Raw genomic sequence first — 23,173 nt, 5'->3', positions numbered from 1 at the left:
GGCGTCACGGCCATGAAAGAATGACAAGAATCAGAACAATGACAACTGGTTGCTCTCCGGCAGACCGCGGAAGCATCCCATTTGGGTCAACAGCTCCACGGCGGTTTTGCTTGCCTTCGATTTTTGCTGAAAGTCCTCGATGGAGAGGAATTCTCCGAATTCACGCGCGGCGGCAATGTTGCGGGCGGCGTTATCGCCGATTCCCGCAAGCGCAGAGAACGGCGGAATGAGCGAGTCGCCATCCACCTTGAATCTCAAGGCGTCGGATTGATACAAATCGATGTTCTTGAATGAGAAGCCCCTTGCCGTCATTTCCAGCGCCATCTCCAGAATCGGCAGCATGCCTTTTTCCTTCGGGCTCGCTCCGAAGCCGAGCTGCTCGATCTCTTCAATCCGGCGATAGATCGCCTCATAACCCTGACAGCATAATTCGATATCAAAATCCTCGGCGCGTACCGAGAAGTAGGTTGCGTAGTATTCAATCGGATAATACAGCTTGAAGTAAGCCGTGCGCACCGCTGAAATAACATATGCGGCGGCGTGGGCTTTCGGGAACATGTACTGGATTTTGAGACAGGAATCAATGTACCACTGCGGCACTTTGCATTTCTTCATCTCGTCGATCCATTCCTGGGACAACCCTCGGCCTTTACGCACGCTTTCCGTAATCTTAAATGCGAGGCTCGCGTCCATGCCGGCCTTGTAAATCAGGAACAGCATGATGTCATCGCGGCAACCAATAACGGTTTTGATGTTGCAGGTTCCATTCTTGATGAGCTCTTGAGCGTTGCCGAGCCATACGCCGGTTCCGTGTGAAAGTCCCGAGATTTGCAAAAGGTCAGCAAAACTCGACGGCTGTGACTCCACCAGCATCTGACGTACGAATTTGGTCCCCATCTCCGGCACGCCGAAGGTGGCCACCGGCGAGCGTATTTGCTCCGGCTTCACGCCCAGCGCTTCCGTTGAGTTGAACATGCTCATTACTTTCGGATCATTCATCGGGATGGTTGTTGGGTCCACCCCGGTCAAATCCTGGAGCATTCTCATCATCGTCGGATCATCGTGTCCGAGAATATCCAGCTTGAGCAGATTCGCTTCAAAGGCATGATAATCGAAATGCGTCGTTTTCCACTCCGCGTTGACATCATCGGCAGGGTACTGCACAGGCGTTATCTCTTCAACCTCGATGTAGTCCGGCACAACGACAATACCGCCGGGATGCTGGCCCGTGCTGCGCTTGACGCCGGTACAGCCTGACGCCAGCCGGTTTAATTCCGCGCCCCGCCAGCGCTTGTTGTTGTGCTCCTCGTATTTCTTGGCAAAGCCGAACGCCGTCTTCTCCGCCACGGTGCCAATGGTGCCGGCACGGAATACGTTCTTCTCGCCGAACATCTCCTTGGTGAAATTATGGGCATGCGGTTGATATTCGCCGGAGAAGTTCAAATCGATATCGGGAACCTTATCCCCTTTGAAGCCCAGGAAGGTTTCGAACGGGATATCCTGTCCCTCGCCCTTCATCATGTTTCCGCATTCCGGACAAGCCTTGTCCGGCAAGTCGAATCCGCTCGGCACGCTGCCGTCCAGGAACCATTCGCTGTGCTTGCAGTCGCTGTTCAAGCAAATGTAATGCGCTGGCAGCGGGTTAACCTCGGATATACCGAGGAACGTCGCAACGACAGAGGAGCCAACGGAACCCCGGGAACCAACCAAATAGCCGTCCCGGTTCGATTTCTTCACCAGCTTCTCGGAAATCAGATAGTTCGCGGAGAAGCCGTATCTAATAATCGGCTCCAGCTCTTTCTCCAACCGGGCCACAACGACCTCGGGCAGGTTCTCCCCATAGATCGACTTGGCCGTGTCGTAGCAGGTGTTGCGGATTTCTTCGTCGGCCCCCTCCAGGATCGGCGTAAACAGCTTATCCGGGAACAGCTCCAAATCTTCAAAACGGTCGGCCAATTCGCTTGTGTTCGTCACCACGACTTCATAGCATTTGTCCTGACCTAAAAACTCGAACTCTTGCAGCATCTCTTCCGTAGTCCGAAAATGCGCGTCCGGCTTGCGCATATCTTTGAGCGGGCTGAAGCCGGTAATGCCATGGATGGTGATGTCCCGGAACAGCTTGTCCCGCGGTTCCAGATAGTGCACATTCCCTGTAGCGATGACCGGCTTGTTCAGCTTCTCGCCGATGCGCACGACTTTGGAAATCGCGGTTTTGATCTCTTCGGGGCTGCCTACCAGGCCTTTGTCCACCAAATGCATATACATCGTCAACGGCTGGATTTCCAGAACGTCGTAAAAGCCTGCAATCTCTTCGGCTTCCTCCTCCGTCTTGTTCAGCACCGTTTCGAAGAACTCCCCTTTTTCGCAGCCGGACAGCACCAGCAGCCCGTCCCGCATCTCTTGGAGCTTGGATTTCGGGATGCAGGGCACCCGCTTGAAATATTCGGTATGCGACATGGAGACCAATTTGTACAGATTCTTCTTGCCCGTCATGTTCAAAGCGTAAATCCCGCAATGGAACGGACGGGTATTGGACAGGTCCATGCCCACGTAATCATTAAGACGGTCCAGCATCTTCACGCCTTTGGTTTTGTCTACGTCGCTGAGGAGCCCGTTCAGGATTCCCGCTAGCGCAATCGTATCGTCGATCGCGCGGTGATGGCTTTCCAGCAGCACCTTGTACTTATCCGCCAATGTGTTAAGGCGGTGATTCTTAAGTCCCGGATGCACCAGTCGGGCCAGCTCCAGCGTATCCAAATACGGATTCTCCAGCGTGTCCATGCCTGCATTCTTGAGTGCTGCCTGAATGAACCCCATGTCAAACCGCGCGTTATGAGCCACAAGTACGGCATCCCCAACGAATTCAACAAACTCTTTCAATACCGGCTCCAATTCAGGAGCATCCTTAACCATATCGTCATTGATATTGGTCAATTGCTGGATATGATATGGAATTCGCTCATGCGGGTTAACGAAGGTTGCGTATCGATCAATCTCCTTGCCATCGTTCATCTTCACGGCAGCAAGCTCGATGATTTTGTTTGCGGTAATGGACAGACCTGTGGTTTCAATATCGAATACCACATAAGTGGCACTGCTGAGTTCAATCGGCTGTGCCTGTTCCACGATGTTGACGGCATCATTCACGACATTGGCCTCGATGCCGTACATCATTTTGATTCCGTGTTTCTTGGCGTTCTTGGCTGCGTCAGGATAACACTGCACGCCGCCGTGATCACTTACGGCAATCGCTTTATGTCCCCAGGCGGCCGCGGTTTTGATGTACCGGTCGATCGGCGTGACCGCGTCCATCGTGCTCATGGTCGTATGGAGATGGAATTCCACCCGCTTCTCGGCGGCGTTATCCTTGCGGGAAGGGGGCGCCTTGACTTCATTGAGGTCGGACGGGATCATGACCAGCTCCGGCACCTGCATAAACCGGTCATATTCCACGCGTCCGCGTGCCTTCACCCATTTGCCGTTCTCAAGAAGGCTCAGGACCTTCAAGTCATCCTTCGTTTTGCCAAACATCTTCATCTGCAAGGAATCGCTGAAATCGGTTAAGTTGAAGGTAAACAGCGTGCTGCCGTTTCGGAGCTCCTTGCGGTCCAACCCGAAAATGGTACCTTGGATCGTAATTTTCTTCTCTTCGTCCTGGATCTCCTGGATCGAAACCGGCTGATCCTTGATATCATATCCGACCTGCAGCCGAACGTCGCCTTCTTCCTCGTCCTCGGCATCCAGCTCCGCTTCCATGCTGCTCATGATCTGTTCGATAACCTCGCGCTCTTCCTCGCGCTTTCTCTGCTCGAACTCCTCGTAAGCGGCCTGGCCGTTATCGCCGACCTGCATCTTGACGCGCAGTGTCAGATCGAAGTACTGCCCGAAGAAGCGGGTAATGGCGGCATCGATCTGTTTCTTGCGGGCAAGTTCAAGCGACATGCCATCCGACATGGAGAGAAGGACCTGCCCGTCTTCCACCTCGTGTTTCGCCCTTGTCATCCAGCCATTGACCGATGGAATCTCCCGATGTGCCCACTCCAGAAACAGGCCCCAATACTCCTGCACGATATCGGCCTCCGGAACGCCGCTTCCATACCGGAACACAAATTTGATCTTTGCGATATGTCCCATCTTCTCCTGAATCCTCAGGCAAAATGTGCGATAAACTTCAGCCGGGACCAAGGTCTCCTTCTGAACGGTTATCCTCCAGTCCTTGCTGTTCCTGCTGGTCTCTACTTGTTCAATCACACCGTCTAAAAAATAGGGTTCCACCAGATTGGCCGGAACTTCTCCCTGCTTGATCAGCAGTTCAAATCGCTTCCTTTTATCTTCAGTCGTGCCCATGGTTCCCTCCCCCTGCATAACATAAAGCTGTAAGAAAAACTTCTATCGACGTACGTCCACGGAAGACAGACCGCGTTTAGTGGATAAAAAACAGAATAAAGCTTCCGCCGGCAGCACTCCATCGTCCTGCCCCGAGAAAGAGAGCGTCCGTCATACTGCCATCCGGAAGCTTACTCCAGATGATGAATCCCCGGTGCGGACGAAAAATTGCCTTCGTCATGCAAGCCGGAAAGTCATAATATCGAATTCCTAGTACGCTCTCGCGAACAGCACCGTATGTTTCGCATCCTCGCCGCATACGAGGCACTTGGTTTTGTTCTCGGCCGGTTCAAACGGAATGTTTCTGCTCGTCGCACCGGTTTCTTGCTTCACGGTGTCTTCGCAAGCTTCCGAACCGCACCATCCTGCCAAGGTAAACCCGCGCTTGTCCTCCATGCTGTCCTTCATTTCGTCCAGCGTCTCCACCGAATAGAAATGATCCTCGCGGAACTGCTTCGCACGATCGAACATTTCCTGATGCACCTGTTCCAACATGCTCTGCACTTCCTGAATCAGGTTGGCCTGCTCCACAACCTTCTTCTCGCCCGTAATGCGGGAAACGAGCACGCAGACGCCATTCTCCATATCACGAGGCCCGATCTCCAGACGAACCGGAACGCCGCGCATTTCGTACTCATTGAATTTCCAGCCTGGACGCACATCCGGATTGTCGTCCACCCGTACGCGGATCCCGGCCGATTTCAGTTCACGGAACAGCTCGTCCGTACGGCCCACGATGGCGTCTCTCGTCTTCGGAGGCCCGATTGGAATCATGATCACTTGAGTCGGCGCAACTTTTGGAGGAAGCACCAATCCGCGGTCGTCCCCATGGACCATGATCAAGGAACCGATAAGACGCGTGCTGACGCCCCAGGAAGTCGTATGTGCGTATTCCAGCGTATTTTCACGGTTCAAATATTGAATGTCGAAGGCTTGCGAGAAGTTGGTCCCCATGTAGTGTGATGTGCCTGCTTGTACAGCCCGACCGTCTTTCATCATCGCTTCGATGGAGAACGTGTCCACGGCACCCGCGAATTTCTCCGAAGGCGTCTTCTGCCCCTTGATCACCGGAATCGCGAGATAGTCCTCGACGAATTGCTGATAGATATCGAGCATTTGCATGGTTTCCCCTCTTGCTTCCGCTTCCGTTTCATGAGCGGTATGACCCTCTTGCCATAAAAACTCGCTGGTGCGGAGGAAAGGCAGCGTGCGTTTCTCCCAGCGCACCACGTTGGCCCACTGATTGATCAGCACAGGAAGATCACGATAGGATTGAATCCATTTCGAGTACATGTGCCCGAACATCGTTTCGGAAGTCGGACGAATGGCCAGACGCTCTTCAAGCTTCTCGCCCGCCGCTTCGGTCACCCATGGCAGCTCAGGATTGAAACCTTCCACATGCTCCTTCTCTTTCTGGAAAAAGCTCTCCGGAATGAACAACGGGAAATAAGCGTTCCGATGTCCCGTTGCCTTAAAGCGCCGATCCAGCTCCGCTTGGATATGCTCCCAAATTTCATAACCGTCCGGTTTAAAGACGATGCAGCCCCGGACCGGGGAATAATCCATCAAGTCCGCTTTTTTGATGACATCGATGTACCAGCGCGAGAAATCTTCTCCTTGCGGCGTGATCTCCGTCACGAATTGTTTATCCTTCGATTCCTTAGACATATAAATCGTGTTCCTCCCATTAATAAAACGAATGGTCTAAGCCGTTCATTCAGGCGGCTTGACTGGACGTTATTGGCGATATGTGTGAACGGGCCGCGGCTGTAAAGCCCGCCCTGTATTATAGCAACTCCATGCTGGATATCGTTATGCGCGAAACTCCGCTAACAATAGAAAAAGGTACGGCTTTCGTCGCGGCTGGCGCACCGAGCCGTACCTTAAGGTCTATCCGTTGATCAAACGCAAAATATCGTTATAGGTGACGGCGATCATTAACAGGAACAGCATCGCAAACCCGATAAAGTGAACCATGCCTTCCCTGTTCGGATCAACCGGCTTGCCCCGTAATGCCTCGATCCCCAAGAATACGAGCCGGCTTCCATCCAGCGCCGGAATCGGCAGCAGGTTGAATATGCCCAGGTACAAGCTTAGAATGGCCGCCCAATAGGTTAGCTGTTCGATACCCTGTTTGGCGATTTGACCCGTCACCTCAAAGGTGCGCACAGGACCGCCTAAATCATCCATGGAAAACTTCTGAATCAACTGTCTGAAGCCTTGGAAAATAATATTGGTGGTGTCAACCATCGCCGTCCCGGAGCCGGTAATCGTCTCTCCAAGCCCAGCGGATCGGGTAGGAAGCTCAGGGACGATCCCGACCTTGCCGCCTTCCTGGCCCTCCATGGTCCGAGGCGTCAACGTCAAATCGAAAGACTCCTCTCCGCGACGTACGGTCCATTCCATCGGCTTGTCCTTGGAAGCCGCAATCAATTCGATCATCTTCTGATAATCGGCCCCAATCGCCGTTCCGTTGATGCTCTCGATGATGTCGCCCTCTTTCAGATTGGCTTCGTCTGCTGGCATGCCTTTCGTAATTTCGCCAATCTGTACGTAGGTTGGATTCTCGACCGGTATACCGGCCATCTGAATGTGAAGGGCAAACAGCACGAAGGCCAAAATAAAGTTCATGACAGGACCGGCAAATATCGCTAGCGCTCTTTGGCCGACGGTCTTGCTGCCGAACTGGCGGTCTCTCGGTGCGATCTGCGTCTCGACACCTTTAGCTACCGTTAATGCTTGCGGATGGATCTCGTATTGCTGAAATTCACCATCCACATCTAGCCTCACCGACAAACGGTCCACCATGTCGATAAACTGGACTTCGCCGCGAATGACATTTTTACGGTTGTCGAGTTGATCCAGATAAATCTTTTTCACTTGATTCTCTGCATTCACTCGAACCGCAATCGTCTGACCGGGCTGAATCTCGACAAGTTCCGGATCTTCTCCGGCCATGCGGGCATATCCGCCGAACGGGAGAAGACGAAGCGTGAACTGCGTTTCATGGCGTTTATATGAGAACAGCTTAGGACCAAATCCAATCGCGAACTCGCGCACCAAGATTCCGGCACGCCGGGCAAAATAATAGTGACCCCATTCGTGCACGGTAACGATCACAAAAAACATGAGCACCGTTAAAAAAACGACCCGAACCATTTCCAATTCTTTACATCCCCCTTTTCCTCTGAGAACGCAGTATGTCCCTATAGATTATCATTATTCTCCTGTCGTCCACAAGAGAATCACAAGCTGTCCGCTTTTTTTCAAGGGAGATTTCAAAAACACTTCAAAACTTATAGTCGGGAAGCTGTTTCACGTGCAATCCGATCATTCTCTTCAATCGTCTCCAGCGCCGGTTCCGGCACGTTATGGTGACTATGCAGAACTTCCTCGATAATCTCTTCGATTCGCAGAAAAGAGATTTCGCCGCGGAGAAAGCGGGCGACCGCGATTTCATTGGCCGCATTGAATACCGTTGGCGCTGTACCACCCATTTTACCACATTCATAAGCGAGCCTTAAACAAGGAAAACGCTCAAGGTCCATTTCCCGGAAATGCAGCTTTCCTGCATCTGCCAAGGAGAGCCTTGGTGCAGGCGAAGACCACCGCTCGGGATAAGTCAGCGCATATTGAATTGGCACCCGCATGTCCGGGTTGCCGAGCTGCGCGATAATGCTGGAATCGCGGAACTCCACAAAAGAATGGATGATGCTTTCCGGGTGGAGAAGCACGGAAATGTTGTCGTACGGTATGCCGTACAACCAATGCGCTTCAATGACCTCAAGCCCTTTATTGACCATGGTCGCGGAATCGATCGTGATTTTGGCGCCCATCGACCAGTTTGGATGCTTAAGCGCATCCTCCACCGTAACGTTGACCAGCTGATCGCGGGTGTAATCCCGGAACGACCCGCCGGAAGCCGTCAGCGTAATCCGTTCGATATCTTCATGCCGTTCTCCGTTCAAGCATTGGAATATGGCGGAATGCTCGCTGTCGATCGGCAAGAGCTTTACCCCTTTTGAAGCGGCTTGAGCGGTAACCAGGTGACCTGCGGTAACCAATGTTTCCTTGTTGGCAAGCCCGATCGTCTTCCCCTCGTTAATGGCCGCAAGCGTGGAAGAAAGGCCCAAACTTCCAACGACCGCAGTAACGACCAGCTCGGCGTCTGTCGCTGCCGCAATCTCAATCAGGCCTTCATGGCCATGGAACACTTCGGTTCCGGCAGGAAGATCATGCCTTAAACTGTCAGCAAGCTCTTTCGTCGCAACGGACACTTTTCGCGGAGAAAACTCCTGAACCTGCTGAAGCAGCAATTCCTTATTGCTCCCTGCAGCCAAGCCTTCAATCTGAAATTGTTCCCGGTGCTTCCTCACCACATCCAAGGTTTGCGTGCCAATGGAGCCCGTGGAGCCGAGTACGCTGATCTTCTTCATGCTCATCTTTCCTTTCATCAGTAAGGCAGGAGACTCAATATATGTACAAACGGAAATACGACGATCCAACTGTCGCATCGATCCAGAATTCCTCCATGTCCCGGCAGCAGCTTGCCTGAATCCTTGATGTCATACACCCGTTTATAGGCGGATTGCACCAAGTCGCCGAGCTGGCCGATAACGGCGCAGGAAAGCCCAATCAGAACCGCATGTCCAGCCGTCAGGATTCCATCTGAAAAGAATGAAAAGAGCAGCGACGTGAATGCGGCGATGATCACACCGCCAAGCGCTCCCTCCACCGTTTTATTCGGGCTAATGGAAGGCCATAATTTATGGCGCCCCATGGCACGGCCGACAAAATACGCTCCCGCATCGCTTGCCCAGATCGAGGCCAGCAGCAAAAAAGTCCAAAATACGCCATGCCCGTCCGGAGCATGCCGGGATTCGGCTATGAAGGAAAATCCGATGCCGATATAGGCCGATGCCAAAAACAATAAAGAGATCCGCTTGATATCTATCGTATTTTTCGTGGTCACCGTCGCCAGCAAAAATAAGAGCAGCAGGAGCCAAAGCACATGTTCCCATGGAATCGGAAGATTCAGATTAAGCGGACCCCATGGAAATACAAGCAGCAGCACCCCCGCATACCCGATCCATGCCGTTCCCCCGAACGGTGCCGTATGGGTCATGCGCACAAACTCGTAGTAACCGACTAGCGCCATCGCCAGAATAAGAAGATGGTACCACAGACCGCCTATGAAACATAATCCTAAAAAGACCGCTCCCGCTATAATTCCGGTAATCAATCGCTGTTTCAAAACGTTCCATCCTCCATCGGCTACGACAGTCCACCGTAGCGCCTAGTTCTTTGTTGATAATCGGCTACGGCCTCCACCAAATGGTCTTTGGTGAACTCCGGCCAATAGGCATCCGTAAACCATAACTCGCTGTACGCGAGCTGCCACAACATAAAATTGCTCAGCCGCAGTTCGCCGCTTGTGCGGATCAGTAAATCCGGATCCGGCAATTCGCCTGTGAGGAGCCGCTGGCCAATCAGTTCCTCTGTAATGTCCTCAGGACGGAGAATTCCGTCTCGCACTTCCCGTCCGAGCGCCTTGACACTTTCGGTGATCTCTTTCCGGCTGCCGTAATTGAGCGCAAAGTTAAGCACAAGCCCGTCATTGCCGGCAGTTTTCGCAACAGCTTCTTCCATCGCAGACACGGTATGGGACGGAAGGTCTTCCGGATGCCCCATCATGCGGACCTGGACATTTTTCTCGATCAGCTCTTCCAGCTCAATAGCCAGAAACTCCTGCGGAAGCTTCATAAGAAAATCGACCTCATCCTTCGGACGCGTCCAGTTTTCCGTAGAGAAAGCATACATCGTCAATATTTTGATTCCCAACTCATCGGCGGCTATGGCAGCTCTTTTGACAGCCTTCATGCCATTCTGATGGCCAACGATCCGCGGCATGCCGCGCCGTTTCGCCCAACGCCCGTTGCCATCCATGATGATGGCAACATGATGCGGGATGTTGTCCGGAGAGAGCTGATGCGTCTGCTGACTGTCCTCCTGATTCAACCACGATCGAACCCGTTTGATCATTCCATTTCCTCCAGGCATCTTTCTGCAAAAAAAGAGACAAACCCCACCATTGACAGGAGGGGCCACAAGTCTCTTATACTTCCATAATCTCTTTTTCTTTAGCAACGAGGACTTTGTCGACTTCTGCGATAAATTTATCCGTCGCTTTTTGGATATCTTCCTGATGTCTCCGGGACTCGTCCTCGGAAATATCCGTTTTCTCCAATTTTTTGATGTCGTCGTTGGCATCACGGCGAATGTTGCGGATGGCCACTTTCGCTTCCTCGCCGAATTTCTTCGTCATTTTCACCAGTTCGGTTCTGCGTTCTTCCGTCAATGCAGGTACGACGAGACGAATTTGATTACCATCGTTCGCCGGTGTCAATCCGATATCCGATTTCATGATCGCTTTCTCGATATCCGCCAAAGACGACTTGTCCCAAGGCTGAATCATGAGCGTTCTGGAATCCGGCGTGCTGATGTTAGCCAGCTGATTCAGCGGAGTTTGCGCTCCGTAGTATTCCACCGTGATCCGGTCGAGAAGCGCCGGCGCTGCCCGCCCTGCGCGCAGAGTTGCCAAGTCACGTTTCAAAGACAAGATCGCTTTTTCCATGCGTTCTTCTGCATTCTTTTTCACCGATTGCGGCATTAGTCTACACTCCCTTTAACGATCGTTCCGATTTTCTCGCCCAGAACGACGCGTTTGATATTACCTTGCTCCGTAATAGCGAAGACGATGAGCGGGATGTTGTTGTCCATACATAACGATGAAGCTGTAGAGTCCATTACCCCAAGGTTTTTGTTCAATACGTCTAGATACGTCAGCTGCTCGTACTTCTCGGCAGTTTCATCCTTAAATGGATCAGCGGAGTACACTCCGTCCACCTTGTTCTTCGCCATAAGAATCACTTCTGCTTCGATTTCCGCGGCGCGAAGCGCTGCAGTCGTGTCGGTGGAGAAGTATGGGTTCCCAGTTCCTGCCGCAAAAATAACGACACGGCCCTTTTCCAAATGCCGAATGGCTCTGCGGCGAATATACGGCTCTGCAATTTGCTGCATGGAGATCGAGGTTTGCACCCGGGTCGGCACATCGATCTGCTCCAGAGCATCCTGAAGGGCCAAAGAGTTCATCACCGTTGCGAGCATTCCCATATAGTCCGCTGTCGCACGGTCAATTCCGTTCGCGCTGCCGGCGATACCGCGCCAGATGTTGCCGCCGCCGCATACGATCGCGACCTCCACACCAAGCTCGACAACCTCGCGAACCTGCTCAGCGATCGATGAGATCGTCTCAGCATCAATACCATATCCATTCTGCCCTGAAAGGGATTCCCCACTGACTTTCAATATCACTCGTTTATATACAGGCTGTTCCAAATGATAACCCTCCACTTTAAGACGGCGCCTTAAGTATACGACGCCCGTTTGAAAAACGACAGACAGACACACCGGCACTGCTTGACGGTTTATAAAAATCGGGTAAAAACATCCGTCTCAAGTAGAAACTTCTGGTCGTCTAATCAAGACCTAAGTCCATTCTTTCTTGTGAGATAAGGGTAGCCTTTACTCCGAATTTATAACAATCTTATCTCTCTTTTGCCTTTATATCTCTTAAAAAAGAAGGAACACAGGTGTGTTCCACTCTTTTCTATAACTTATATTAGCCTATCCGGCTTATTTATTCACCTGAGCCATAACTTCTTCAACGAAGTTGTCTTGTTTTTTCTCCAAGCCTTCGCCCAATTCGAAACGGGCAAAACGACGAATGGAGATGTTCTCGCCGATTGTGCTGATTTTTTCGTTAAGCAGCGTGCTGATCGTTTTGTCAGGATCCTTGATGAAAGGCTGCTCGAGCAAGCAATACTCTTCATAGTATTTGTTGATGCGGCCTTCAACCATTTTCTCAACGATTTTTTCAGGCTTGCCTTCGTTCAGGGCTTGGTTTTTCAAAATTTCTTTTTCTTTCTCAAGCTCGTCACTAGGTACTTCTTCACGACGAACGTATTTAGGGTTTGCAGCAGCAATATGCATTGCGATATCGCGAGCAAATTCTTTAAATTGATCCGTTTTGCCTACGAAGTCTGTTTCACAGTTGATTTCCACGAGAACGCCGATGCGTCCGCCACCGTGAATGTAAGACTCGACAACGCCTTCTGTTGCGACGCGTCCAGCTTTGTTAGCCGCTGCGGACAAGCCTTTCTCGCGAAGCACCGCGATCGCTTTTTCGACATCACCATTTGTTTCGTCGAGCGCTTTTTTGCAATCGAGCATGCCCGCGCCTGTTCTTTCGCGAAGTTCTTTTACCGCACTAGCTGTTACTGCCATTAGTATTCCCTCCAAATTGGTATGATCAAGTTTGGCGTTCGGATCTGGAAGCAGCCGTCCTTCGACGAGCTCTCCATGAAATCCGGACCGCTTAAGTATTTGTTTCCCTTGCCCTGCCGGAAGCCTGTCGCTCGTAGCGCAATCCGGCCTGACATCTTAAAAAAAGGGCAGTGAGAGGTTATACACCTACCAACCACCCTTTTCATTTAATTCATGGTTTATACGTTTAATCCCGATTAAGCTGTTGTTTCTTCGCCTTGGTGAGCTTCAACAACGGCATCGGCCATTTTACCAGTCAACAATTTAACAGCGCGGATCGCGTCATCGTTACCTGGAATTACATAGTCGATTTCATCCGGATCGCAGTTCGTATCAACGATACCAACGATTGGGATACCCAATTTGCGAGCTTCCGCAACAGCGATGCGCTCTTTGCGAGGATCGATAACGAACAATGCGCTTGGAAGGCCCTTCATGTTCTTGATACCGCCCAGGAATTTCTCAAGACGATCTTTCTCTTTGCGGAGAAGGATGACTTCTTTCTTAGGCAATACTTGGAACGTGCCGTCTTCTTCCCAAGTTTCGAGCTGCTTCAAGCGGTTGATACGCTTTTGGATCGTTTCGAAGTTAGTCAGAGTTCCGCCGAGCCAACGTTGGTTGATGTAGAACATGCCGCAACGCTCTGCTTCTTCCTTCACGGAATCTTGAGCTTGTTTTTTCGTGCCGACGAACAGGATTGTACCGTTCTCACCAGCTACGCTTTTTACGAAGTTGAATGCTTCTTCAACTTTCTTGACCGTTTTTTGCAGGTCGATAATGTAGATACCGTTTCTTTCAGTGAAGATAAATTTATCCATTTTCGGGTTCCAGCGACGAGTCTGGTGACCGAAGTGAACGCCAGCTTCCAAAAGCTGTTTCATGGAAATTACTGCCATCTTCACGCACCTCCTAAGTTTGGTTTTTGTGTGTCCCTCCGCCAAGATCATTTTCCATTAAGACTCCCATTCCAGGAAGCACCCTCAACGGAATCACTCTGGCGTGTGTTTTAACACCGTCAATTACTATAACATAACCATGGGCAGGTTGCAATGTCTTTTGTGTTCATGACCACCTTAGGCCAATCAGGGGCTTGAAGAGTTACAACAAAGAAAAAACCACTCTCAACCGCAGTGCTAGTTGGAGGGTTTTGTTGTGATCTTCGTGATAATCGAACTGTAGCTCTCGCCGATCGTAAACGAGTATGTACCGCTCAGGATTCTGGTGTTGATTTTATTCTCGGTAGCTTTTTTGATGAATGCCTGTTTGTTGTCAATGACGCCGGCATTCAGAAGGCTGTTTGCTACATCGCTGAGATTGTTTCCGGATGGAATCTTTACTTGAATAGTCGCTTCCGCTTTAGCCGGTGTTTTCGGCTTGGCCGGATTCGTTACCTGGGAAGAAGCTTCCTGTTTCTTCTGCGCGTCCGTTTCAGGCATCTCCGGGCTCTCCGGTTTCTCAGGCGCATCAGGCTTCGTCGCTTCAGGCTTATCGACCTGTTCGGCACCTTCGGACTCGCCGTCTCCCTCGCCCAGCCTCTTCTCTTCCCACTGCTCCGCCGTCATCAGCTCGTCCGTACCATCGACGACCTGCATATTCAAAGCCTCCGCCGCAGCCACCAACTGCTCCTTCGTTAGCTCCTTTGTCTCTGAATCGGTTGCGCCTTGACCGATCCACATCAGCTGGAGCAGCACAGCGGCGATCACAAGACCACTCCCGAGGCCCATCATAAACATTCGGTTCTTGATCACACGGATTCCTCCTGTTTGGCCAACTGGATAATGAGTTGAACTTCGCCTCGCTGAAGTCCCGTGGACTTGGCAATCATATCGATTGATTTGCCTTGTTCATATAAATCAAACAGTTCCGCGTATCTGGATTTGATGGAATGGACCGGAGGGGCATGATCCGCCTCCGATGACGCTGCTGCCGCTCCTGCAGACAAAGAAGCCGCCGCAGCTGCCTGCGCCAGCTTCTCTTCAGCCGTTCGAAGACGCGTTTGCGATTCGGTCATTTTCTGCTCCATGGCCAGCATGCGCTGCCGCAAATCGCTGACCTGCTCCTGATGCGCTTGCTGCTTGGCATCAAGTTCTTTCTTCATTTGACTAACCAGCTCGACCAGCTGCTCGTTCTCGTTCTGGATTTCCGCCATGTATCCTTCAAGCGTGTTCTCGACTTCCTTTACAACCCGCTCGCCGGATACGGTCTCTTCACGGCGTTTCGGCAGCATGAAAGCATACAGCACGGCTGCAATGCCTAGCAGCACGATATATAACCACGGTTTCAAATACCTTAACTCCTTTATGCCTATAAATTATCTAGAGCGAAACATCGAAATTTTTGCCTTTATAAGGGTGCTCCGCCGGCTGTTCCAAAGTCTCGCCTGATTCTGCAGACCCCCGCCCTTGCTGCTGGCCTGAGGACTGGCGGCTTCCGTCATCCCGCACGGCTGTTTCGGCCGTCTCGCTCACTTCCGTGCTTCGCTGGGCTTCGGCTCGGCTGTTCTTGGTCTGCTCACCTGCTAACAGCATCTGTTCGTTCTGCGGCCGCTGCTGGAATTCGTTATGAACCTTGCCCGCTTCATTGGTTCTCGGGACCGCAATTTGCATCTCAACCGATTTTAAACTCAATGGAATCACCTCATGGTATAGGGATCATGTCCACAAGCATGGTTAATGTCTTGCATTCCTACAACAACGGAACCATGGTGATATCTCCTTCATGATAGTAAAAAGAGACCCGCTGCGTGGGATCCTTAACAAATCGGGTGTACCGCCCGATGACGATTTTGGCACCGCCGTAGATCGTCTTTACCACATTCACTTTAGCTTTGCCGGTATCTTCCAACATCTTCTCGATTTCCAGCATGCGTTCCTTGATGTCGGCTTGCTCTGCCATGTTGGATTTTTTGGTCGCATTCAGCTTGATTCGCAGCGCCAGCTTGTCCGGGGACAATTGTCCAGAGGAAGCTAACTGGTTCAAAAGATAAAGCGCTTTATCGGTTTTGTCCATGCTCTCCAACGAAAGCTTCAATTGGGCTCTTAGATCGGCCAGTTCATTTCGCAGCTCGGGAAGAACGCCCACTTCAATGACGGTAGCCGTCGACATGCTGTTTCCGATCGTGCGCGCAACGACCTTTTCCCCGGCTTGCAGAATGCCGCCCACCACGAGCCCTTTCATCCCGTTGCATTCGATATTCTGGACAGCTCGTATATTGGAATGCATGATGCTCTGCGACACGAATACGCTGGCACCCGCAACGACGTTGCCATCCTGAATGAACGAACTTTTGACGTCCTGGCCCGCCTTTACGTAACCCTTGTTATAACCGATGATTCCGCCCGATATATCAATGGATCCTTCCGCTTCCAGCTCGGCACCTTCCACAAAGCCCGTGACTCGAATGTCCCCTGCCGCCTTGATTTTGAACCCGGTCAGCACATTCCCGCGAATGACCACCGTACCGACAAAATCAATATTGCCAATGCTGTAATCCACGTCCCCGTTAATCTCATATACCGGGAACACATTGATTTTGCCTTTTTCGGTTTTGGTGAGCAGTCCGTCAAGCGCGGCGTACATCGCGCTTTTCTCGGCGTTGACTACCACGTTCTTCCCCACCTTGAAATGTGCTTCCTTTCCCGGCTTGCTCGGTATCTCTTCGCCGGTGACCGCAGTTCCAGGCACACCCTTCGTAGGCGGGACTCGGGTAGCCAACAGCTGCCCCTTCTTTACATTATTTAAACGAATCACTTCTTTGAAGTCCACTTTGCCGTCCTCGTCCTCCAGCGGCTTCAGATTCGTTTCATTCCCGAAATCAACGGTAAATTGAATTTTACCGTTCTGTCCGTGCGTCGGTTCCGTCCCCATGGCAATCGGCGTTCTGCTATATTGATATTCCTCCCCATGGTCCGCGATTCGCCGCAAGGTATCATATTGAATGCCATACCGAATCTGATGGCTTCTGAGAAACTGTTCAAGAGCCTCGACGGAGCACGAAAAATCCTTCTCCCACTTGGTAAACTGAATATAGGCGACGACCTTGTCATCCGATAGCGAAACGCTAAAGTACTGATCCAATGCATAATCTACAGACAATCCAGGAACCCCCCTTCATAAATGGCAAGCGTCAATCGTTTTGCATCAGCAAATCCCGATCTTTATCGAGCGCGCCCCGAAGTCTCAAAATCGCTTTGGAATGAAGCTGAGATATTCGTGAAGGTGATAGCGACATCACTTCAGCTATTTCGCTGAGTGATAAATCCTCATAATATAATAAGGAAACTACGGTCCGCTCTTTCGGGGTTAATTTACCGATACCCTTCATCAGGGCTTCTCGCAGATAAAATTCATGGACCTTGTGATCCGGATTCTTCGCTTTCTCATCAACCAGGAGCGACATTCGGGTCTCAGACTCCTCCTCGCGGATCGGATCTTCCAAAGATGTCAATGTCATGACCGCCACTTCCTGCAGCATGTGCCGGAACTCCTTCTCGGTCACGTCAAGATAATCGCTCATCTCGGAATCACTGACGCTGCGTAAATACTTCTGTTCCAACTGCTGATATGCAGTTTCAATCTTCTTCGCCTTCTCACGGACAGAACGCGGTACCCAATCCCCTTGGCGCAGCGAATCCAGAATAGCACCCCGCACCCGCCAAGAGGCGTAGGTTTCGAATTGAAGCCCTCGTTTGTAATCGAACTTCTCGATGGCGTCAATCAGACCCATTACCCCATTGCTGGCCAAATCTCCCTTAGAAACGTTCTTTGGAAGACCAATGGCCAATCGGCTTGAAACATAATCAACGATGTGCAAATGATATTCGATAAGTTTCTTCTTCGCTTCATGGTCCCCATCTTCCTTCCATGCGCTCCATAAATCCGCATGGTTAAGGACGGAAGTTTTACGTTCGTCCAATTGCCTTCACCCTCCTTATTTTTCCGTAAGGTGACGAACGGCCTTGGCCAGTTCTTCAGGATCTTTCGTTGAAACCAGCTTAGGAGGATTCAGCGGTACAAAGTCTCCATTCTCTTTGCTGCTGGATTCGGCATGGATCAAATCCATCAGTTCCCGATCCTCATCAGGCGTGGATAAGTCAAGGACGGTTCCTCGGTCCTGCTCCCGCTGCGAGCCTGCGTCCCCTTTTTCGGCTGCTCGCGGCCCCGTAATGGCAGCAAACATCCAGTTCAGCAAGAACGCCAGAAGAAACCAAATCGCGCATGCAATCAGCGCCCGATACATGCTAGTCATCCACAAATTGTTACGTATGGAGAAAATAAATGTGAACACAAACCCGGCAATTCCGGTAATCAGATAAAAACGGAGTTTTCCCATCATAGCTACAATTCCTTTATGCCCTTTTGTACGCTTCGTATTGTAAACTTACCCGTTGCGCAGTCCAACTCAACGGTTCTCCCGTAATTTCCTCCGGTGTCCTCGGCAATCAGCGTAATTCCCATCTGCTCGAGTCCCGCTTTGCATGACTCCACGTTCCGTGGACCGATGCGCATCGTATCGCCCGAACCCGCAAAAGCAAACATCTGAGCCCCTCCGGCCATTTTGGCTTCCATCCGCGCCGGAGACGCCCCCAAATTCCTCATCTTGTTCAGCAGGATCGGAAGAGCCGTATCAGCGTATTTCGCCAGATTCAGCTGTCCCTCCCTGGCAATCGCCGAGGATGGCAGCATGACATGCGCCATGCCGCCAATCTTCGTGACTGGATCATATAACGTTAGCCCTACGCATGAGCCGAGTCCCGTTGTACGCAATATACCGTTTGGACCTGCGACGTTCAGATCCGCCATGGCTACTTTCACTATTGCTTGTTCTTCAATCATGCTCTAAAGGCACTCCCAAAGCTTCGAATATTTGAGCAAATGATTGTGGATCAGGTATAAGGAAGAATTGGCCTTCCACCTCGTTTTGCCCTTCCAGGAACGTCGTGTTGATTAAGAGGGCATCGTCTCCCATTTCTCCGAACTGCAGCAATCCATAACTTAGGATGGCACCTGCCATATCCATGGCCAAGGCCGGCACGGTGGGGGTCATGGACAGATTGGTGAAGTCAGCGAGCGACGATAAGTACGAGCCTGACAAAATATTTCCGATCTCGCATAAGGCGGACTGCTCCATCTCGGAGAATGGCTCCTCCTCCGATACTTCAATGCCCGCCAGATTCAGCAGAAGGTTCTTCCCCGCTTCCGGACTCATAATAAAGAAGAGATTCCCTGGAGCGCTTCCTTCAACCCGTAAAAATACGGCAAGAACGAGCTGTTCGCTTCCCCCGACGCTTTCGGCAATCTGTTCGAACGGCAGGAGTTGCACCTTAGGAACCGCCATATCAATAGGCTTGTTAAGCAAACGGGAGAGGGCGGTTGCCGCATTGCCCGCTCCGATGTTTCCCACTTCCTTCAAAACATCCATTTTGATTTCTTTGCCATGCTTAAACAGCTCCACCGTCTACTCCTCAAGGCCTTCCAGCTGAATGATCTCACTCTTGTTCAACACTTCGGACAAATTCAGCATGACGAGAAGGCGCTCCTCTCCTACCTTCGCGACTCCGCGAAGATATTTCGCTTTGATTCCGCCGACAACCTCAGGCGGAGAGTCAATGCTGTCCGTATTCAGATCGATCACATCACTTGCCGAATCCACGATAAAGCCAACCTGCATATCATTGACCGCTACGATAATAACCCGTGTTTGATCGGTAGCTTCAACCTCTTCCAGACCGAATCGGCCGCGCAGATTGATCACTGGGATGACGACGCCTCGAAGGTTGATAACCCCTTTTACGAAAGCAAAGGTTTTGGGAACGCGCGTAATGGGCATCATTCTTTCGATGGTTTGAACCTTGTCCACCTCGATGCCGTATTCTTCCTCGCCAAGTCTAAAGACGATAACCTTGATTTCTTCTCCCATGAATAAGTCCTCCTTCAGAATGTGTGGCCTGCCGTGCTTGATAGCAACCCATTATTTGATAAATGCATTTGCGTCGATGATAAGAGCCACTTGTCCATCTCCAAGAATGGTTGCGCCGGATACCCCTTGTATGGCAGGCAGATATTTGCCCAGGTTTTTAATGACGATTTCACTTTGTCCGATAAAATCATCAATGGTGAGCGCAGCCAAACGATCCCCTTTGCGGATCACAACAATCTCCGTTTCCTCTTCCCGCTCCTCATCAAAATCCGGAACTTCAAACAAACGGCTAAGCGAGATCACCGGTATCATCGACTCCCGGAACTGAATCATGCGGCTTCCGTGCACATGTTTGATTTGCCCGCGCTTGATGATGCCCGTTTCAACGATGGAGGATAACGGAATCGCATATTTCTCAGATCCCATCCGGATCAGCATGGCTGCAATGATGGACAGCGTTAATGGAAGCTGAACTGAAAAATTGGTGCCTTTTCCCGGAGTGGAGTAGATCGTGACGTTACCGCCCAAGGCAACAATCTTCGATTTAACGACGTCGAGCCCTACGCCGCGGCCGGATACATCCGAAATTTTCTCGGCGGTGCTGAATCCGGGAGCGAACAGCAGCTGATTCACCTCGTCATCGGTCATGGACGCTGCTTCGGCTTCCGTGACGACGCCTTTGGCCAGCGCATTCTTCAAAATTTTATCGCGGTAGATGCCGCGCCCGTCGTCTTCAATCTCGATGAACACATTGTTGCCGCTATGGAACGCGCGCAGATGCACGGTACCGGTCTCCGGTTTACCGGCTGCTATGCGGTCGGCAACAGGTTCGACCCCATGGTCAGCCGAGTTCCGCAGCAAGTGGACCAGAGGGTCGCCGATCTCGTCGATCACCGTGCGGTCCAGCTCCGTGTCGGCCCCGGTAATAATCAAATCGATCTTCTTGTCCAATGTTTTGGCAAGGTCCCGCACCATCCTAGGAAAACGGTTGAACACCGTATCCACAGGCACCATGCGCAGCTTCAGGACGATGTTCTGCAAATCGCTGCTTACGCGGCTCATATGCTCAACCGTGTCCGTCAGCTCCTGGTTCTTGGACTCGCTGGCCAGCTGCTCCAGGCGCACCCGGTCAATCAGAAGCTCGCTGAACAGATTCATCAATACATCCAGCCGTTCAATATCAACCCGGATCGTTCTGGAAGGATTGCCTCCTCCCGCATTACGCGCAGGTGCCTTGGATTCTTTGGCAGGCATCGGAGCGCTTTTGGCTTCCGGTGAACCCCCGGCCGTCGGAACTGCCGAAGGAGCTTCGTGCTTCACCGCTTCGGCTGTAGCCGCGCTCTCCTGAACCATTTGCTGCAAGGATTCATGATCGAGCGCCACTACCGTCGCAGCTTCAATCTCTGAAACGCCCAGAATCTGGCTTTCAATATCATGCGTTTCTCTTTGCGTTATGTAATACAACGAAAATACGCGATCGAATTCGCCTTGTTCAATCTCTTGAACGTCCGGATAGGTCTTGACGATTTCACCGGATCTCTCCAGCGTTTCGAATACCATGTAGGCCCGAACCGCCTTAAGTTGGCAATCCTCTCGCAATGTCACTTGGATATATAGAACCTTATGACCTTCTGAAATGGATTGATCCAGCACGGAAAATTGAAACTCATCCAATTCGATTCCCTGAACGGTCACAGCGGCGTTATTCCCTTCGACAGATCCCCCGTTAGCCGAGGCGCCTTCTCCGCGCACAATGGACTGCAAGGAGGCTACAATGGCGGACACGTCCGCCTTTCCGTCGCCGCCTTCGGTAATATCCTGCACCATCGATTCAAGAGCGTCCAAGCTTTTGAAGAGCGTGTCAAAGATAAAATCCTGCATCTTAAGCTTTTCGTTCCGGACAAGATCCAGCACGTTTTCCATCTGGTGGGTAAGAGAAGCCAGATCTTCAAATCCCATCGTTGCCGCCATGCCTTTCAACGTATGAGCCGATCGGAAAATAATCTGTACGATCCCGATATCGTCCGGGTTGCTTTCTAATTGAAGCATGTTTTCATTTAATGATTGCAGATGATCATTTGACTCATCAATAAACATTGTCAAATATTGATTCATGTCCATTGAGAGACACCTCCTCTTCAAGTTCACTTTCCGTTATTTACAGCTTGAACCATCCTCGGTGCAATTTCGTGAAGCGGCAAAACGTGGCTTACGCATCCCAGCTCGACGGCAGATCTCGGCATCCCGTATACGACGCAGGTTTGCTCGCTCTCGGCAAAGGTGGATGTTACGCCGGCATCGAAAAGCTCCTTCATCATTCTCGCTCCATCGCTCCCCATGCCGGTCATCAGAATGGCGTGCCGCTTGACCGAGGTCAACGGCAGCAGGGATTCGAACAGCACATCCACCGACGGGCGATGGCCGTTTCGGGTCTCATCCTGGCTTATCCTGATTTGGTATGAACCGCCTTCCGAGCGATGAACCCTCATGTGGCTGCCGCCCGGGGCAATGTATGCCTTGCCCGGCTCCAATGCCATGCCGTGTTCTGCTTCCATGACCTCCAGCTGACTGAATGAATTCAGGCGCTGGGCAAGCGATTTGGTGAAATTCGGCGGCATATGCTGAACGATGACGATCGGGGCATGGAAGTCGCCGGGAATTTGCTCGAGAAAAGCTTTCAATGCTCTTGGGCCACCCGTTGAGCAGCCGACCGCCACCAAATCTTTCAGGTCCGTTGACGGCTGGGTATTTGCCTCTCTCGGCGGGCGGCTTTCGTTCTTGGGAAGCACGGCTGGCGCCGATTCCGCTTCAGGATTGCGTTCAACCCGTTTTCGCTTGTAACCGGTAAGCTCCCGTACGTCCGGGAGAGCCGCCTTCTCCCCGGCCGAGCGGGATCCCGGCACGCGAAGCGGTTCAGCCGGCTTGCCGCGCTGATCCGTTCCTTTGGCCGCCGGTCTCGTTTCTTTCACCTGCGGCTTCTTTTTCGGCGTCGCCTCAGAAGGCTTTGGCGAAAGAGGAAGCGTGATGTCCGCACTCCGCCGTCTCTGCTCTTCTTCTTCCCACAAGGCCCTCCGCTGTTTAGCCTGCATCGCCGCATTCAGCTGCTTCATCAATTCGGAACGCACCTGCTCAATATCAAGCGCATTCGTTATGGAAGGCTTTCGTATAAAATCAAATGCTCCTGCCTCAAGGGCAAGAATGGTCTCCCTCATGCCTTGTTCATTAAGGCCGGATAACATGATAACGGGACGGGGGCCCGCATCCATAATGAGCTTTAAAGCATCCAGCCCGTTCATTTCCGGCATTTCTACATCCAGCGTAATGACGTCAGGATTCAGTTCCTTTACTTTCTCAACGGCGTCAAGCCCGTTCTCGGCTGTCCCGACAACCTGGAAAGACTTGTCGCGCTCGATGAAATCGGAAAAGATTTTCCTCATAAATGCGGAATCGTCCACGACGAGCACACGAAAAGGCTTCATAGAT

22 protein-coding genes are annotated in these 23,173 nt (G+C 51.6%); all 22 read right to left on the bottom strand.

Features of this window, described 5'->3' with window-relative positions; translation table 11 throughout:
* Positions 1 to 30: 30 nt before the first annotated feature.
* The 22 genes from BMX45_RS01725 to BMX45_RS01625 all read right to left on the bottom strand — a co-directional run bounded on the left by BMX45_RS01725 (position 31) and on the right by BMX45_RS01625 (position 23,169).
* Positions 31 to 4,347: a PolC-type DNA polymerase III gene (locus BMX45_RS01725; protein ID WP_090908222.1), complete on the bottom strand. Its 4,317-nt coding sequence runs from the start codon at positions 4,345 to 4,347 to the stop codon at positions 31 to 33.
* 76 nt (positions 4,348 to 4,423) lie between these two features.
* The gene (locus BMX45_RS31180; protein WP_175495018.1) at positions 4,424 to 4,567 is read right to left on the bottom strand and encodes a hypothetical protein; all 144 of its coding nucleotides are present in this window, start codon (positions 4,565 to 4,567) and stop codon (positions 4,424 to 4,426) included.
* Between the two features lie 29 nt (positions 4,568 to 4,596).
* The gene (gene proS, locus BMX45_RS01720) at positions 4,597 to 6,054 is read right to left on the bottom strand and encodes a proline--tRNA ligase (protein ID WP_090908221.1); all 1,458 of its coding nucleotides are present in this window, start codon (positions 6,052 to 6,054) and stop codon (positions 4,597 to 4,599) included.
* Positions 6,055 to 6,276: 222 nt separating this feature from the next.
* Entirely contained in the window at positions 6,277 to 7,551 is a 1,275-nt protein-coding gene (gene rseP, locus BMX45_RS01715; RefSeq protein WP_090908220.1) for an RIP metalloprotease RseP, read from the bottom strand.
* A 131-nt stretch (positions 7,552 to 7,682) separates the two neighbouring features.
* Positions 7,683 to 8,822, bottom strand: a complete 1,140-nt coding sequence (locus BMX45_RS01710; protein WP_090908219.1) for a 1-deoxy-D-xylulose-5-phosphate reductoisomerase — start codon at positions 8,820 to 8,822, stop codon at positions 7,683 to 7,685.
* A gap of 17 nt (positions 8,823 to 8,839) precedes the next feature.
* On the bottom strand, positions 8,840 to 9,640 hold the full coding sequence (locus BMX45_RS01705; RefSeq protein WP_090908218.1) for a phosphatidate cytidylyltransferase: 801 nt from the start codon (positions 9,638 to 9,640) through the stop codon (positions 8,840 to 8,842).
* A gap of 20 nt (positions 9,641 to 9,660) precedes the next feature.
* The gene (locus BMX45_RS01700; RefSeq protein ID WP_009594721.1) at positions 9,661 to 10,428 is read right to left on the bottom strand and encodes an isoprenyl transferase; all 768 of its coding nucleotides are present in this window, start codon (positions 10,426 to 10,428) and stop codon (positions 9,661 to 9,663) included.
* A 73-nt stretch (positions 10,429 to 10,501) separates the two neighbouring features.
* The gene (frr, locus tag BMX45_RS01695; RefSeq protein WP_009594750.1) at positions 10,502 to 11,056 is read right to left on the bottom strand and encodes a ribosome recycling factor; all 555 of its coding nucleotides are present in this window, start codon (positions 11,054 to 11,056) and stop codon (positions 10,502 to 10,504) included.
* Complete coding sequence (gene pyrH / locus BMX45_RS01690) at positions 11,056 to 11,784, bottom strand: UMP kinase (RefSeq protein ID WP_006211297.1); 729 nt, start codon at positions 11,782 to 11,784, stop codon at positions 11,056 to 11,058. The genes frr and pyrH overlap by 1 nt, the downstream gene beginning before the upstream one ends.
* 297 nt (positions 11,785 to 12,081) lie before the next feature.
* A complete protein-coding gene (tsf, locus tag BMX45_RS01685; RefSeq protein WP_090908217.1) occupies positions 12,082 to 12,732 on the bottom strand; it encodes a translation elongation factor Ts in 651 nt (216 codons plus the stop codon).
* Between the two features lie 236 nt (positions 12,733 to 12,968).
* Entirely contained in the window at positions 12,969 to 13,667 is a 699-nt protein-coding gene (gene rpsB, locus BMX45_RS01680; RefSeq protein ID WP_009594753.1) for a 30S ribosomal protein S2, read from the bottom strand.
* A 237-nt stretch (positions 13,668 to 13,904) separates the two neighbouring features.
* Complete coding sequence (locus tag BMX45_RS01675) at positions 13,905 to 14,519, bottom strand: MltG/YceG/YrrL family protein (RefSeq protein ID WP_090908216.1); 615 nt, start codon at positions 14,517 to 14,519, stop codon at positions 13,905 to 13,907.
* On the bottom strand, positions 14,516 to 15,055 hold the full coding sequence (locus tag BMX45_RS01670) for a DUF6115 domain-containing protein (RefSeq protein WP_090908215.1): 540 nt from the start codon (positions 15,053 to 15,055) through the stop codon (positions 14,516 to 14,518). Before BMX45_RS01670 ends, BMX45_RS01675 begins: the two co-directional genes overlap by 4 nt.
* A 31-nt stretch (positions 15,056 to 15,086) precedes the next feature.
* Positions 15,087 to 15,398 carry a hypothetical protein gene (locus BMX45_RS01665; protein ID WP_090908214.1) on the bottom strand — a complete coding sequence of 104 codons (312 nt, stop codon included), beginning with the start codon at positions 15,396 to 15,398 and terminating at the stop codon, positions 15,087 to 15,089.
* 58 nt (positions 15,399 to 15,456) lie between these two features.
* Positions 15,457 to 16,866 carry a DUF342 domain-containing protein gene (locus BMX45_RS01660; RefSeq protein WP_090908213.1) on the bottom strand — a complete coding sequence of 470 codons (1,410 nt, stop codon included), beginning with the start codon at positions 16,864 to 16,866 and terminating at the stop codon, positions 15,457 to 15,459.
* Positions 16,867 to 16,897: 31 nt separating this feature from the next.
* The gene (locus BMX45_RS01655) at positions 16,898 to 17,686 is read right to left on the bottom strand and encodes a FliA/WhiG family RNA polymerase sigma factor (protein ID WP_009594718.1); all 789 of its coding nucleotides are present in this window, start codon (positions 17,684 to 17,686) and stop codon (positions 16,898 to 16,900) included.
* A gap of 15 nt (positions 17,687 to 17,701) precedes the next feature.
* Positions 17,702 to 18,106, bottom strand: a complete 405-nt coding sequence (locus BMX45_RS01650) for a hypothetical protein (protein ID WP_009594747.1) — start codon at positions 18,104 to 18,106, stop codon at positions 17,702 to 17,704.
* Between the two features lie 2 nt (positions 18,107 to 18,108).
* Positions 18,109 to 18,606, bottom strand: a complete 498-nt coding sequence (locus BMX45_RS01645) for a chemotaxis protein CheD (protein ID WP_090908212.1) — start codon at positions 18,604 to 18,606, stop codon at positions 18,109 to 18,111.
* Positions 18,599 to 19,225: a chemotaxis protein CheC gene (locus tag BMX45_RS01640; protein ID WP_009594774.1), complete on the bottom strand. Its 627-nt coding sequence runs from the start codon at positions 19,223 to 19,225 to the stop codon at positions 18,599 to 18,601. The genes BMX45_RS01645 and BMX45_RS01640 overlap by 8 nt, the downstream gene beginning before the upstream one ends.
* Positions 19,226 to 19,228: 3 nt before the next feature.
* On the bottom strand, positions 19,229 to 19,690 hold the full coding sequence (locus BMX45_RS01635) for a chemotaxis protein CheW (protein ID WP_009594767.1): 462 nt from the start codon (positions 19,688 to 19,690) through the stop codon (positions 19,229 to 19,231).
* A 51-nt stretch (positions 19,691 to 19,741) separates the two neighbouring features.
* Positions 19,742 to 21,811 carry a chemotaxis protein CheA gene (locus BMX45_RS01630; protein WP_090908211.1) on the bottom strand — a complete coding sequence of 690 codons (2,070 nt, stop codon included), beginning with the start codon at positions 21,809 to 21,811 and terminating at the stop codon, positions 19,742 to 19,744.
* A gap of 23 nt (positions 21,812 to 21,834) precedes the next feature.
* Positions 21,835 to 23,169 carry a protein-glutamate methylesterase/protein-glutamine glutaminase gene (locus tag BMX45_RS01625; protein ID WP_090908210.1) on the bottom strand — a complete coding sequence of 445 codons (1,335 nt, stop codon included), beginning with the start codon at positions 23,167 to 23,169 and terminating at the stop codon, positions 21,835 to 21,837.
* Positions 23,170 to 23,173 lie beyond the last annotated feature (4 nt).

It is taken from the genome of Paenibacillus sp. cl141a (genome assembly GCF_900109305.1).
GTDB classification, from domain to species: Bacteria; Bacillota; Bacilli; order Paenibacillales; family Paenibacillaceae; genus Paenibacillus_AQ; species Paenibacillus_AQ lautus_A.
This window is presented reverse-complemented; position numbering and strand designations above follow the sequence as displayed.

Coding starts and splice junctions, on each gene's coding strand:
- tsf (WP_090908217.1), bottom strand. CDS start 12,732: ATGGCAGTAACAGCTAGTGCGGTAAAAGAACTTCGCGAAAGAACAGGC.
- rpsB (WP_009594753.1), bottom strand. CDS start 13,667: ATGGCAGTAATTTCCATGAAACAGCTTTTGGAAGCTGGCGTTCACTTC.
- BMX45_RS31180 (WP_175495018.1), bottom strand. CDS start 4,567: ATGACGAAGGCAATTTTTCGTCCGCACCGGGGATTCATCATCTGGAGT.
- BMX45_RS01625 (WP_090908210.1), bottom strand. CDS start 23,169: ATGAAGCCTTTTCGTGTGCTCGTCGTGGACGATTCCGCATTTATGAGG.
- BMX45_RS01700 (WP_009594721.1), bottom strand. CDS start 10,428: ATGATCAAACGGGTTCGATCGTGGTTGAATCAGGAGGACAGTCAGCAG.
- BMX45_RS01645 (WP_090908212.1), bottom strand. CDS start 18,606: ATGATTGAAGAACAAGCAATAGTGAAAGTAGCCATGGCGGATCTGAAC.
- frr (WP_009594750.1), bottom strand. CDS start 11,056: ATGCCGCAATCGGTGAAAAAGAATGCAGAAGAACGCATGGAAAAAGCG.
- BMX45_RS01635 (WP_009594767.1), bottom strand. CDS start 19,690: ATGGGAGAAGAAATCAAGGTTATCGTCTTTAGACTTGGCGAGGAAGAA.
- proS (WP_090908221.1), bottom strand. CDS start 6,054: ATGTCTAAGGAATCGAAGGATAAACAATTCGTGACGGAGATCACGCCG.
- BMX45_RS01725 (WP_090908222.1), bottom strand. CDS start 4,347: ATGGGCACGACTGAAGATAAAAGGAAGCGATTTGAACTGCTGATCAAG.
- BMX45_RS01710 (WP_090908219.1), bottom strand. CDS start 8,822: ATGAAGAAGATCAGCGTACTCGGCTCCACGGGCTCCATTGGCACGCAA.
- BMX45_RS01630 (WP_090908211.1), bottom strand. CDS start 21,811: ATGGACATGAATCAATATTTGACAATGTTTATTGATGAGTCAAATGAT.
- BMX45_RS01650 (WP_009594747.1), bottom strand. CDS start 18,106: ATGATGGGAAAACTCCGTTTTTATCTGATTACCGGAATTGCCGGGTTT.